Source organism: Streptomyces sp. NPDC102490 (genome assembly GCF_044765285.1).
GTDB lineage: Bacteria > Actinomycetota > Actinomycetes > Streptomycetales > Streptomycetaceae > Streptomyces.
In genome coordinates, this window is record NZ_JBIWJU010000008.1 from 130,502 (window position 1) to 144,054 (window position 13,553).

At 71.7% G+C, this 13,553-nt stretch carries 9 protein-coding genes; 4 read left to right on the forward strand and 5 right to left on the reverse strand.

The window, feature by feature from the left end:
• Positions 1-66: 66 nt before the first annotated feature.
• Positions 67-2,337 (reverse strand): alpha-xylosidase, encoded by a 2,271-nt coding sequence (yicI, locus tag ACIRGB_RS19660; protein WP_403866298.1) that lies wholly within the window; start codon positions 2,335-2,337, stop codon positions 67-69.
• Positions 2,338-2,621: 284 nt separating this feature from the next.
• Between yicI and ACIRGB_RS19665 the strand changes: the two genes are divergently transcribed.
• The 4 genes from ACIRGB_RS19665 to ACIRGB_RS19680 are packed head-to-tail and all read left to right on the forward strand — an operon-like array spanning position 2,622 to position 7,139.
• The gene (locus tag ACIRGB_RS19665; protein ID WP_403866301.1) at positions 2,622-3,908 is read left to right on the forward strand and encodes an ABC transporter substrate-binding protein; all 1,287 of its coding nucleotides are present in this window, start codon (positions 2,622-2,624) and stop codon (positions 3,906-3,908) included.
• A 23-nt stretch (positions 3,909-3,931) separates the two neighbouring features.
• Positions 3,932-4,885 carry a carbohydrate ABC transporter permease gene (locus ACIRGB_RS19670; protein WP_403867159.1) on the forward strand — a complete coding sequence of 318 codons (954 nt, stop codon included), beginning with the start codon at positions 3,932-3,934 and terminating at the stop codon, positions 4,883-4,885.
• A gap of 5 nt (positions 4,886-4,890) precedes the next feature.
• Complete coding sequence (locus ACIRGB_RS19675; protein WP_403866304.1) at positions 4,891-5,718, forward strand: carbohydrate ABC transporter permease; 828 nt, start codon at positions 4,891-4,893, stop codon at positions 5,716-5,718.
• A 41-nt stretch (positions 5,719-5,759) separates the two neighbouring features.
• Positions 5,760-7,139, forward strand: coding sequence for a GH1 family beta-glucosidase (locus tag ACIRGB_RS19680; RefSeq protein WP_403866307.1), 1,380 nt, complete (start codon positions 5,760-5,762; stop codon positions 7,137-7,139).
• A 36-nt stretch (positions 7,140-7,175) separates the two neighbouring features.
• Here ACIRGB_RS19680 and ACIRGB_RS19685 read toward each other — a convergent pair whose 3' ends face one another.
• From ACIRGB_RS19685 to ACIRGB_RS19700, 4 genes are all read right to left on the reverse strand, one after another.
• Complete coding sequence (locus ACIRGB_RS19685) at positions 7,176-8,420, reverse strand: ROK family protein (protein WP_403866310.1); 1,245 nt, start codon at positions 8,418-8,420, stop codon at positions 7,176-7,178.
• A 54-nt stretch (positions 8,421-8,474) separates the two neighbouring features.
• Entirely contained in the window at positions 8,475-10,142 is a 1,668-nt protein-coding gene (locus ACIRGB_RS19690; protein ID WP_403866313.1) for a ricin-type beta-trefoil lectin domain protein, read from the reverse strand.
• Positions 10,143-10,532: 390 nt separating this feature from the next.
• Entirely contained in the window at positions 10,533-12,614 is a 2,082-nt protein-coding gene (locus ACIRGB_RS19695; RefSeq protein WP_403866316.1) for a glycoside hydrolase family 2 protein, read from the reverse strand.
• Positions 12,615-12,671: 57 nt separating this feature from the next.
• The gene (locus ACIRGB_RS19700; protein WP_403866318.1) at positions 12,672-13,553 is read right to left on the reverse strand and encodes a carbohydrate ABC transporter permease; all 882 of its coding nucleotides are present in this window, start codon (positions 13,551-13,553) and stop codon (positions 12,672-12,674) included.

The window sequence follows — 13,553 nt, forward strand, 5'->3', positions numbered from 1 at the left end:
CCCGCGGAGCGAAGCGGCACTCCCCCGCGTGCCGCTTCGCCGTGTGGTCCACCCGCCGCGCCGGGGTCAGCCCAGGGGCACGGTGACCTCTCCCGCGCCCTCCGCGCTCGCGCCGCCCGCGACCCGGACGGTGAAGGGGCGGTCGGTGCCGCTCGCGGTGACCCGCAGGGCGTCCCCGTCGCGCCGCACGCGGAACGTCGCGGCCGGTGTGCCCAGCAGGTCGGGCACGGTGACCTCGGCCGCGTAGCCGGCGTCGGCGGACGGGTGGACCAGCAGGGTCGGCGCGTCCAGCCAGTCGCCGTCGGGCCGCCGGTCGTCCGAGGCCAGCGGCAGGACGGCACCCTCACGGACGTACAGGGGCAGGCTGTCGTAGCCGTGCCGTTCGGTGCGCCAGGCCGGGCCGGTGACGCGCTCGCCGCTCAGGAGGTGGGTCCAGGTGCCCTCGGGGAGGTAGACCTCGACCTCGCCGTCCTCGGTGAAGACCGGGGCGACCAGGACGTCGGAGCCGAGCATGTACTGGCGGTCCAGCGGACGGCACGCCGGGTCGTGCGGGAATTCCAGGACCATCGGCCGCATCATCGGCACGCCGGTGCGGTGGGCCTCGGCGGCGACGCCGTACAGGTAGGGCATCAGGCGGTGCTTGAGGAGGGTGAAGCTCCGGGCGACGTCGACGGCCTCCTCACCGAACTCCCACGGCACCCGGTACGACGAGGAGCCGTGCAGCCGGCTGTGCGAGGAGAGCAGGCCGAAGGCGAGCCAGCGCTTGAAGACCGCCGGGTCGGGGGTGCCCTCGAAGCCGCCGATGTCGTGGCTCCAGAAGCCGAAGCCGCTCAGGGACAGGGACAGGCCGCCCCGGAGCGACTCGGCCATCGCCTCGAAGGACGACCAGCAGTCGCCGCCCCAGTGCACGGGGTACTGCTGGCCGCCCGCGGTCGCCGAGCGGGCGAAGAGGACGGCCTCGCCCTGGCCGCGCTCCTTCTCCAGGAGTTCGAAGACGGTGCGGTTGAACAGGTGCGTGTAGTAGTTGTGCATGCGCTCCGGGTCGGAGCCGTCGTGCCAGACCACGTCGGTGGGGATGCGCTCGCCGAAGTCGGTCTTGAAGCAGTCCACGCCCTGGTCGAGCAGCGGCTTGAGCTTGCCGGCGTACCAGTCGCGGGCGGCGGGGCTGGTGAAGTCGACCAGGCCCATGCCGGCCTGCCACAGGTCCCACTGCCAGATGTCGCCGTCCGGCCTGCGCACCAGGTGCCCGAGGGCGGCGGCCTCGTCGAACAGCGGGGACTTCTGGGCGATGTAGGGGTTGATCCAGACGCTGACCCGCAACCCCTTGTCCTTGAGCCGGGCGAGCATGCCGTCCGGGTCCGGGAAGACGTCCGGGTCCCATGCGAAGTCGCACCACTGGTACTCGCGCATCCAGAAGCAGTCGAAGTGGAAGACGGAGAGCGGGATGCCGCGCTCGGCCATGCCGTCCACGAAGGACGTCACGGTCCGCTCGTCGTACGACGTGGTGAAGGACGTGGTGAGCCACAGGCCGAAGGACCAGGCCGGCGGCAGGGCGGGGCGGCCGGTGAGGGCGGTGTAGCGGGAGAGGACGTCCTTGGGGGTGGGTCCGGCGACGACGTAGTACTCCAGCGTCTGGTCCTCGACGCTGAACTGGACCTGGCCGACGGACTCGGAGCCGACCTCGAAGGAGACCGCGCCGGGGTGGTTGACGAAGACGCCGTAGCCGCGGGAGGAGAGGTAGAACGGGATGTTCTTGTAGGCCTGTTCGCTGCTGGTGCCGCCGTCGGCCTGCCAGATGTCGATGACCTGGCCGTTCTTGACGAACGGGGTGAAGCGCTCGCCGAGGCCGTAGATCTGCTCGCCGACGCCGAGGGCGAGGCGGCTGAGCATGTGGTGGGCGCCGTCGCCGGTGGTGGCGAAGGCGGTGCTCTTGGCGTCGGCGCGGGTCAGCTCGCGCCCGTCCGCGTCGTGGAAGGCGAGACCCCAGGGGCCCTCGCGGTCCAGGCGCAGGGTGAGCGGGCCGCTGGTCAGCTCGGTGACGGTGCCGTCCCGGCGTACCTCGCCGGCGCCGTCCGCCGTACCGGTGAGGGTGAAGTCGGGGCCCGGGCGGCGCTTGCCGGCGTGGTGGGTGACGCGGACGCCGATGACGCCCTCGGCGGGAGAGAAGCACTCGACCGTGAGGAGCGGCGCGTTGAGCGTGTCCCCCCTCCGCGTCACCTTCTTCACGGCGGCATGGGCGGTGAAGCGCTTCGATTCGTGGCGTACATCGCGTACCTCGGTGGCGTACGAGAGATGCACGCCCTCACGGATGAGCCAGAAGCCGTCGGTGAACTTCATGATCTTCCTTGGGTGCGGCGGGAGCTGTCGGGTGGGAGCACGGGGGCCGTCTCACAGCGTTTTGATCGTACACAAAACAAATCCCGGCGCCGAGGCGTTCACCTCGGTTCAAGCGCGCTGAGCTGGCATTATTACGCATCAGAACGACCTCTTCACCCGGCGGAGCGGAGAGAGCGGGGCCACTTTGCTCTAGCGCGGAAGCAGGTCGGTGACGTATTAGTCATCACATCAAACAAAACACGTCCGGCGAGGAAGCCGGACGGTACGACAGCAAGGGCCGCACCATGTCGAAGCGCTTCACCTCGCTCGCCTTGACAGCACACCCCCCGGCTGCCACGCGCCGCGGGCGAGGACGCTCACGCCGCGTCCTCGCCCCGTTCACGGCCGTGTCCGTGCTGGTCGCCGGAGCGGCGCTGGCCGGCTGCGGACAGCAGCGCGACGCCGACACGTACACCGTGATGAACTCCTCGACCGACGAGTCGTACCACCGCTGGGACGCGGAGGCGATGGCCCGCTGCGGCAAGGAGCTGGGCGTCACCATCGAGCAGCAGAGCGTCCCGGCGGCGCAGGTGATGACGAAGGCGCTGCGCATGGCCTCGTCCAAGTCGCTGCCCGACATCGTGCAGTTCGACGCGTCCGAGATGCCGACCTTCGCCGACGCGGGCGGCCTGGTCGACCTGAGGAGCATCGGGCTGAGCACCGACGGCATCCCCGACGGCATCGTCGACTTCGGCTCGTACAAGGGCACGTACTACGGCGCGGCCCGCTCCGTGAACACCCTCGCCCTCTTCTACAACAAGGACGTCCTCGACAAGGCGGGCGTGAAGGTGCCCACCACCTGGGCCGAGCTGCGCGAGACGGCGAAGAAGCTCACGCGGGGCAAGCAATACGGCCTGGCGCTCAGCGCGGGCGGCGCGGAGGACGGCGTCTTCCAGTTCACGCCGTTCATGTGGTCCAACGGCGGTGACGAGACCGACCTGGACGGCCCGAAGGTCGTCGAGGCGCTGGACTACTGGAAGAGCCTGCTGAAGGACCGTTCGCTCTCGAAGTCGACGGTCAACTGGACCCAGGCGGACGTCAACGACCAGTTCATGGCCGGGAACGCGGCGATGATGATCAACGGTCCGTGGCAGGTGGAGACCCTCAACAGCGACAAGTCGCTGCACTGGGGCATCGCGCCGATCCCGGTACCCGAGGCCGGGGACGACTCGGTGGGTCCGCTCGGCGGTGCCGTCCTCACCGTGCCCAACACCGGTGACGAGGCCCGGGAGAAGACGGCCGGGAAGATCGTCGCGTGTCTGGCGAGCGAGAAGGAGCAGCTGACCTACGCGCTCAACAGCTGGATGGTCCCGGCCAACGCCGAGGCCGCCGCCCGCTGGCGCGAGAAGGTTCCCGAGCTGGACTCCCTCGCCGACCAGGTGGCCGTCGCCCGGTCCCGCACGGCGAAGCTCGGCGCCGGCTGGTCGAGTGTGTCGCTCGCGCTGCAGAGCGCCTTCCAGTCGGCCCTGACCGGCCAGTCCAGCGAGACCGCCCTGAAGCGCGCCCAGCAGCGGGCCACGAGCGGGAACTGAGGTACGCCCCCATGACCACGCCCATGCCCACGTCCACCGCCGCCGCGCGGACTCCCGCCGAGGCGTCCGGGACCGCCGCCGCGCCGGACCCCGGCCGGATCGCGCGCCGCCGCAGGCTCACCCAGTGGGGGTTCGTAGCCCCCGCCGTCGTCTTCATGCTGCTGTTCTTCGGCTACCCGCTCGTGCGCAACGTCGTGATGAGCTTCCAGGACTACACGCCGAAGACCTTCTTCACCGGTGAGGCGCCCTTCAACGGCACCGACAACTGGTCCAACGTGTTCCAGGACGCCCTGTTCGGCAAGGCGCTGTGGCACACGCTCGTCTTCACCGCGGGCTCGCTGCTCGGCCAGTTCTCCATCGGCCTGGCGCTCGCGGTCTTCTTCAGCCGCCGCTTCCCGCTGAACGGGGTGCTGCGCTCGCTGATCCTGCTGCCCTGGCTGGTGCCCATGGTGGTGTCCGGCATCGTCTGGCGCCGCATCCTCGACCAGGACACCGGCGTGCTCAACTCCTTCCTGGACACCCTCGGGATCGGCGGCCACACCCCCTGGCTGACCAGCCCCGAGATGGCCCTGCTGTCGGTCATCCTGGTCAACATCTGGATCGGCATCCCGTTCAACATGGTCATCCTGTACGGCGGTCTCCAGGAGATCCCGAAGGAGCTGCACGAGGCGGCCGCGCTGGACGGCGCCTCGGCCTGGCGGACCTTCCGCTCGGTGACCCTGCCGATGCTCAAGCCCGTCGTCACGGTCGTGCTCGTGCTGGGCTTCATGTCGACGGTGAAGATCCTCGACCTGATCCTCGCCCTGACCGACGGCGGCCCGGCCGACGCCACCCAGACGCTCGGCACCCTGACCTACCAGAACTCGTTCGTCCAGCTGGACTTCGGCGCGGGCGCCGTGGTCGGCAACGTACTCATCCTGATCTCCGCCGTGTTCGCGGTGTTCTACCTGCGGGCCAACCGCACCGAGGGGAAGTGACGTCCATGGCCTCCCACACGCCCACCGCATCCCGGCGCCGCTGGGGCTCCACCGTCGCCGGCGTGGTCATCCTGTGCGTGATGCTGTTCCCGCTGTACTGGATGCTCAACACCGCGCTCCAGCCCGACTCGGGGCTGCTCCAGGTCGACCCGGTACCGGGCAGCCTGGACCTGTCCGGCTTCTCCAAGGCGATCAGCGACCAGGGCGGGCACCTGCTGACCTCGCTGGCGGTCTCGCTCGGCGCGGTCGCCATCTGCCTGGCCGTCTCGGCGCCCGCCGCCTACGGCCTCGCGCGGTTCGGGCTGCGCGGCTCGCGCACCATCGTGTTCGGCACACTGATCACCCAGATGGTGCCGGGCATCGTCATCGCCAACGCGCTCTACAACTCCTACGTCGACCTCGGGCTGGTCAACTCCTACTTCGGCCTGATGCTGGCGGACGCCTCGCTGGGCATCCCGTTCTCCATCGTGCTGATGCGCTCCTTCATGGTGTCCATCCCGGGCGAGGTGATCGAGGCCGCGCAGATCGACGGGGCGGGCCCGGTGCGGACGTTCATGCGGGTGGTGCTGCCGATGAGCCGCAACTCGCTGATCACCTCGGGCCTGTTCGCGTTCCTGTTCTCGTGGAGCGACTTCATGTTCGCGCTCACCCTGAACACGACCGACGACGTCAAGCCCATCACCCTGGGCATCTACCAGTACATCGGCGCGCACGTCGGCGACTGGGGTTCGGTGATGGCGGCCTCCGTGCTGTCGGCGGTGCCGGCGGCGGTCCTCCTCGTCCTCGCCCAGAAGTACATCGCCGCCGGCATCACCGGCGGCTCCGTCAAGTGACCCTCGCACCACCCCGAACGCACGGAGATGAGCAGCACAGCATGAGTGAGTACCCCGGCTTCCCGCCCGGCTTCGTCCTCGGCGCCGCGACCGCCTCGTACCAGATCGAGGGCGCGGCGACGGAGGACGGCCGCGGTCCGTCGATCTGGGACACCTACAGCCACACCCCCGGCCTGGTGGTGAACGGCGACACCGGGGACGTGGCCTGCGACCACTACCACCGCTACCCCGAGGACGTGGCCCTGCTGCGCGACCTGGGTGTGGACTCCTACCGCTTCTCGATCGCCTGGCCGCGCATCGTGCCGGACGGCTCGGGCGCGGTGAACCCCAAGGGCCTCGACTTCTACTCCCGCCTGGTGGACGAGCTGCTGGCGGCGGGCATCGAACCGGCCGCCACCCTCTACCACTGGGACCTGCCGCAGGCGCTGGAGGACCGGGGCGGCTGGCGGGTGCGCCGGACGGCGGAGCGGTTCGCCGAGTACACGGCGGTGGTCGCGGAGCACCTCGGCGACCGGGTGCCGCGCTGGATCACCCTCAACGAGCCGTGGTGCAGCTCCTTCCTCGGCTACTCCATCGGCCGGCACGCGCCCGGCGCCAAGGAGGGCCGGGGCGCGCTGGCCGCCGCCCACCACCTGCTGGTCGGGCACGGGCTGGCCGTGCAGGCGCTGCGCGCGGCCGGGGTGCGCGAGGTCGGCATCACGCTCAACCTGGACCGCAACCTGCCCGCCACCGACTCCCCGGCCGACCTGGCGGCGGTGGTCCGCGCGGACACCCAGCACAACCTGGTGTGGACCGAGCCGATCCTCGCGGGCCGCTACCCGGCCACCGAGGAGGAGACCTGGGGCGAGCTGATCACCGGGGCGGACTTCCGGCGCGACGGCGACCTGGAGCTGATCTCCCAGCCCCTGGACTTCCTCGGCGTCAACTACTACCGGCCGATCGTGGTCGCCGACGCCCCCTACCGCGAGAGCGACCCGGCGCGGCGGGTGGCGACGGACAACCGCTACGAGGAGGTTCGCCACCCCGGGGTGCGGCACACGGCGATGGACTGGCCGGTCGTCCCGGACAGCTTCACCGACCTGCTCGTCGCCCTGAAACAGCAGTACGGCGACGCGCTCCCGCCGGTCCACATCACGGAGAACGGCTCGGCGGAGGACGACGTGCCCGCCGCCGACGGCACGGTGCACGACACCGACCGGGTCGCCTATCTGCGCGACCACCTCACCGCGCTGCGGGCGGCGATGGACGCGGGCGTGGACGTGCGCGGGTACTACGTGTGGTCGCTGCTGGACAACTTCGAGTGGGCGTACGGCTACGACAAGCGCTTCGGCATCGTGCGGGTCGACTACGACACCCAGGAACGCACGCCGAAGGACAGCTACCGCTGGTACCGGGAGATGATCGCCGCGAACCGCGGGTGACCGGGGCGGGCCGACGCGGAGGGGCCGCCCTCCGCGTCAGCCCGCCTCTCTCTCCGCGTACGCCGCCGGGTCGGCCAGCACCTCGCGGACGATGACTCCGGCCGCGCCCCGGGCCGCGTCGCCGAGCGAGGACGCGGCCCGCAGCCGTTTGCCGTCCTCGCTCCACAGCCCGGACACCACGCGCAGGGCGAGTTCGCGCTCGACGGCGGGGGCGAGCCAGTCCATCAGCTCGCGGTAGACACCGCCGAGCATCACCGCCTCGGGGTCGAAGAGGTTCACCGCGCCCGAGACCACCACGCCCAGTTGCCGCCCGGCGCGTTCGATCGCCGACAGCGCGGACGGGTCGCCGCGCCGGGCCCGGCGTCCGAGTTCGGCGGCGCCCTGCGCACCACCCGTGTCCGCGTCGATGCCCGCGGCGCTGAGCAGCGCGGCCTGTCCGGCGTACTGCTCCAGGCAGCCGTGGGCGCCGCACCGGCACAGCGGGCCCTCCGGGTCGACGACCATGTGCCCGATCTCCCCGGCGAAGCCGTGCGCGCCGCGCAGCAGCTCACCGCCCAGCACGAGGGCGCCGCCGATGCCGATCTCGCCGGTCAGGTACAGGAAGCTGCGTACGCCCTCGGTGCCGGCGCCGAACCACAGCTCGGCGAGGGCGGCGGCGTTGGCCTCGTTGTCGGAGCTGACCGGCAGGGGGCGGTGGGCGGGGCGCAGGGCGAGGAGGGCCTGCGCGAACAGCCCCTCGACGGCGACCCGCCGCCAGCCCAGGTTGGGTGCCTGGCGCACGGTGCCGCCGGTCACCAGGCCCGGCAGCGCGACATGGGCGCCGACCGGTACGAGGTCCTGTTCCGCCGCCGAGCCGATGGCGCGGGCCGCCAGCCGGGCCGCGCGCGCCAGGACCTCGGAGGGCCGGACGCCGCGGTTGTCGGCGTGCTCCACGAGCCGCACCCGGTCGGTGCCGGCGAGGTCGACGACGCAGACCGCGATGTAGTCGATGTTGATCTCGACCCCGAGGCCCGCCGGGCCCGAGCGGGACACCTTCAGGACGGTGCCGGGCCGTCCCGCCTGCCCGCTGCTGGTCTTGCCCCATTCGGCGACGACGCCGTACTCCAGCAACTGCTCGACCAGGGAAGACACCGCCGCCCGGGTCAGTCCGACATGCGTGGCGACCCCGGCCCTGGTCGCCTCCCCCGCGTCGTGCACGGCCCTCAGGACCAGGCTGAGATTGTGCCGTCTGACCGTGGCCTTGTCGGCCTTCGGCTCCAAGGGGGTGAGGTTGTTCATCATGGTGCCGTCGAGCGTATGCGACACCCGGGGCCGTCGGCCCCGGGTGCTCCCGCGCTAGGCCGGCAGGTTCCACTTCTGGGTGCCGAGGCCGTTGCAGTCGTAGATCTGCACCTTGGTGCCGTTGGCGGTGCCGCCGGAGGAGATGTCCAGGCAGCGGCCGGACTGGGGGTTGAACAGCGAGCCGTCGCTCCGGTGGCGCCACTGCTGGCCGCCTACGCCCGGGGCGCAGTCCCACACCTGGACCTTGGTGAAGTTGGCCGTGCCGTTGCCGTCGATGTCCAGGCACTTGCCGAAGGCGCGCACCGTGCCGTCCGGCGCCACCGACCAGCGCTGTCCGGTGGCGGTGGAGCAGTCCCACAGCTGGGCGGCGTTGCCGTTGCGGCTGGTGTTGGTGTCGACGTCGAGGCACTTGCCCGCGACCCACGGCGTGGTGACCTGGCCGACCGGTCCGCCGAGGCCGCCGGTGCCGAAGCGGATCTGGCACTGGTTGCCGGTGCCGAGCCAGGTGGCGGTCAGGTAGAGGAAGGAGGTGCCGTCGGCGCGCGGCACGATCGGTGAGCTGTAGCCGGGGCAGGAGGGCTCGCCGGGGTTGTAGCCGCCGGTGGGGGCGGTCAGCACCGGGGCCTCGACCTCGGTCCACTCCCCCGCGCCGAGGCGGGTGTTGGCGAAGACCACGCTGCCGGACTCCGACAGGACGGTCTTGTTGCCGGTGGGTCCGCTCACCACGCGCTGGCCGGACATCAGCAGGGTGCCGTCGGGGCCGCCGCCCGGTACCCAGGCGAGGTAGGGGGTGTGCAGCAGCTCCCTGCCGTCGGCGGTGCGCACCAGGGTGCCGGGGTTGTCGGCGGGCGCCCAGTTCAGGCCATTGGGACTGGTCTTGGTGTACACCTCACAGGCGTGGTCGGCGTCGGTGGCGTCCCGGCACATCTCGTACGCCATCATGAACCGCCCGTCGGGCAGCGGGACGACGATCGACATGCCGGGGCGGGCGAGGTTGTCGGCGGGGAAGGCGACGTCCTGGGTGAGCGTGCCGCTCCAGGTACGGCCGCCGTCGGTGGAGGTGTAGTGGCCGATGACCTGGTTGTTGGTGGGGCTGTTCGCGGGCCGCTCGTCGGAGATGAAGCAGGCCAGGGTGTTGTCGGGGGCCAGCAGGAACCAGGGTTCCCAGATGCCGTGCCCGATGGTGTTCGGCAGGCCGCTGGTGCGGGTGCAGTCGGAGAGGTACTGCCAGCTCCGGCCGTGGTCGGTGCTCTTGAACACCTCGACGCGCTGCGTGGTGTAGTCACCGGCCTGCCAGGCGGTGCCGGCGGCGAGGAGGTCCCCCTGGTTCAGGCCGTTGGCGGTGCGCGGCACCTCGTACAGGACGGGTGCCTCGATGTCCCAGCCCGCCGTGTGCGAGGTGATGGTGGAGATCGGGGCGGTGCTCCAGGTGCGGCCGCCGTCGGTGCTGCGGTGGACGGGCAGGGTGTTGGTGGCGCCCTGCTCGCGCTGGGCGTAGGTGGCCAGCATGGTCTGGCCGGCCGAGCCGTCGTGGTCGAGGCGGACGGCGCGGGGGTAGCTGTTGTCGCCCTGCGGGTGGGCCGCGAGGTCGGGTGACGCCAGCACCTGCCCCGCGGGCGCCGCCGACGCGGGCTGCGCCCACAGCGACAGCAGGGCCGTGAGCAGGGCGAGGACGCCGAGCAGGGCCGGTGATCTTCTGCGGGTGGGTGAGAGGTTGCGCACGGATCGACTCCTTGGTGGTGGGGATGTCGGGTGGTGCGGGATCGGTGGGCGGGCGGGTGGTCGGGGCGGACGGCCGAGGCCGGCGCCAGTGGCGAGGCCGGTGGCCGGGGCCAGCCGGCGGCCGGTCCGGTCGGTGGGCCCGGCCGGCGGCCGGCCCCGTCGGTCGGGCCGGACGTCAGCCGGGCCCCGTCGGTGGGGCCTGGGTCAGGCGGCCGGGACTCGTCGGCGGGACCGGACGACAGCCAGGCCCCGTCGGTCGGGCCGGACGTCAGCCGGGCCCCGTCGGTGGGGCCTGGGTCAGGCGGCCGGGACTCGTCGGCCGGACCGGACGACAGCCAGGCCCCGTCGGTGGGGCCGGACGGCGGCAGGGACCGGTCCGTGGGCCCGGGGTCAGGCGGTCGGGAGGGCCTGGGGGTCGTCGCCGATGTACGGGGCGGTCCGGGTGTCCACGTCCAGCGCGGTCCGGGCGGTGACGGTGCCGTCCACGACCAGCGCCAGGTGCAGCCGGCCGCTGGTCCAGCCCTCGGGCAGCGTGGCGGGCACGGTGACGGCGGCGCCGAGGACGTGCGGCTTGGCCTCCGCGCGGCAGCCGGGGACGGCGTCGCCGGGCGCGTCGGGTGTCCTGGCGTACACCGGCGTCCAGGTGGTGTGCAGGGTGCCCGCGACCGGGTCGGCGCCGTGGTGGGAGACGTGCACGTCGACCGTGAAGTCGGGGCCGGTGGTGAGCAGGTCGCGGCCCGGCGCCACCGGCGTCACGTCCAGGACGAGGGTCGTCGGCGCGTTGGCGTGGGCCGGGTCGACACCCGCCAGGTCCTTCGTGCCGCGTCCGAAGTCCAGCAGCCCGGCGCTCTCGTGCTCGATGTCGTACAGCTCCGTGTACACGTACCCGGCGAGCCGGTCGTGGCGGCGCAGCTCCTGGGTCTGCCAGCGCAGGTGCCAGGCGCGGTCCAGCCCGGTGAAGCCGCCGCCGTACTCGCTGTTGAGGTTGGGCAGGCCGCGCAGCGGCTGACCGGGGACGGCGAGCTTCTTGTGGACGACGAAGTCGGGGCCGAGCTTGACGGGGAAGTCGTCGCGTTCGCCGGAGAGCAGGTCGGCGACGGTGGTGGCCCAGGAGGCGGCGCTCTCGTCGTAGTAGTGCCAGTCGAGCAGGTCGGTCTTGACGTGGGTCCAGCCGGAGTTGTCGACGACCGGGCGGGTGGGGTCGAGGGCCTTGAGGCGGTCGTAGGCGTCGGCGGTGGCGCGCTGCTTGGCCGGGTCGCCGGGGATGTCCCAGTCCAGGCCCCATTCCTCGTTGTACAGGCCCCAGATGACGATGGCGGGGCTGTTGCCGTCGCGTTCGACCATCGGCTCGATCTGCTCGGTGAAGGCGGTGACGGAGGCGGGCGAGAAGCGGCCGGGTGAGGCGGGTTCGGCCCACAGGAGCATGCCGAGGGTGTCGGCGTGGTGGGCGAAGCGGGGGTCCTCCAGCTTGAGGTGCTTGCGGACGAGGTTGTAGCCGGCCTCGGCCGCGAGTTCGAGGTCGCGGCGCAGCGCGGTGTCGTCGGGGGCGGTGATGCCGGTGTCGGGCCAGTAGCCCTGGTCGAGCACGCCGCGCACGAACAGCCGCCGCCCGTTGAGGTACAGGGCTTCGCCGTCGACGGCGATGGTGCGCAGTCCGGTGTAGGCGGCAACCCGGTCGGTGCCGTCGGCGGAGGTCAGTTCGGCGTCGACGTGGTAGAGGTGCGGGTCCTCGGGCGACCACAGTCTCGGTGCGGCGAGCGGGAGTTCGGTGCGGAGCCGTCCGCCCGGGTCCACGGTCGCCGTGACGGCGGTGTCCTCGTCGCGTATCCGCAGCCGGAGTTCGGCGCGGTCCGCCGCGGGCCCGTGCACGACGGCTTCGACGGTGATGCCGGTCAGGTCGTCGTTCGGGCGCAGCCGGAGCGCGGCGAGGTGGGTGGCCGGGCGGGCCTCCAGCCAGACGCTCTGCCAGATGCCGGAGGAGGGGGTGAAGCAGACGCCGTCGTAGTCGTCGCGGGGCATGCTGCGCTGCTTGCCGTGGGCGATGTCCCGCTTGTCCGCCGGGGCGTGGACCCGCACCGTGAGCAGGTGCTCTCCGTCGCCGAGCGCGTCGGTGACGTCGGCGGCGAAGGGGGTGTAGCCGCCCTCGTGGTGGGCGACCTCGGTGCCGTTCACCCAGACCGTTGCGGCGTGGTGCACGGCCCCGAAGTGCAGCACGACGCGCTGTCCGGCCCAGTCGGCGGGCACGGTGAACGTGCGCCGGTACCAGGCGGTCTGGAGCCAGTGCTCGGCGATGCCCGAGGCGGGTGTCTCCCAGGCGAAGGGCACGGTGATGGCGCGGTCGTACCCGTCGGCCGTGTCGGCGGAGTAACGCTCGGCGGCATCGGCGCGGAAGTCCCAGGTGCCGTTGAGGCTGAGCCAGGAGTGGGACCGGTCGAAGTGCGGGCGGGGGTATTCGGGGCGGGGGGTGGTCATGGGCGTGTGTGCTCCGATTCGGTGCGGCTGTGGGGCGGTCGGCGGTGTACGGGGGGGTCAGCCCTTGACGCTGCCCGCGAGGATCCCGTTGATGAAGTGGCGTTGCAGCAGGACGAACAGGGCGAGCACGGGCAGCATCGCGATGCTTCCGGCGGCGAGCAGTTCGCCCCAGACGGTGGCGAAGTCGGCGCCGACCCGGTTGCCGGTGACGTTCTGCGCGAGGGTGGACAGGACGACCTGGAGCGTCTGGTGGCCCTCGTCGTTGACGGCGACGACCGGCCAGACGAAGTCGTTGTAGATGTTCATGGCGGTCAGCACGCCGAGCGCGGCGATGCCCGGCCGGATGACCGGCACCACGATCCGGGCGAAGATGCCGAACTCGCTCGCCCCGTCCACGCGGCCGGCGTCGAGGAGTTCGTCGGGCACGGCGGCGATGGTCTGCCGCATCCAGAAGATGCTGAAGGCGTCGATGCTGCCGGGCAGGATCAGCGCCTGGTACGTGTTGACCCAGCCCAGTTCGCTCATCTCCAGGAGCAGCGGGATGACCAGGACGAGGGTCGGCAGCATCAGGGTGAGCATCAGCACACCGAACAGCAGGTTCTTGCCGGGGAAGCGGTACTTGGCGAAGGCGTAGCCGGCCAGCGGGCAGAAGAACATGGTCATCGCGCCCTTGACCGCCACAACGAGCACGGTGTTGACGAAGCCGGTGCCGATCGGCACGTCGTCGAACATGGCCCGGTAGTTGTCGAGCGTGGCCGAGCCGAGCGAGAAGGACAGGGGGTCGCGGACGATGTCGGCCGGCGGCTTCAGCGAGGAGCTGACGGCCCACCAGATGGGGTAGACGAACACGAGGGCGAGGAGGCCGAGCACGAGGTACTGGAGCGGCCCCGGCCGGGGCTGGGACAGGCTCCTGCTCGCCTTCTTGGTCTGGCTGGTCAT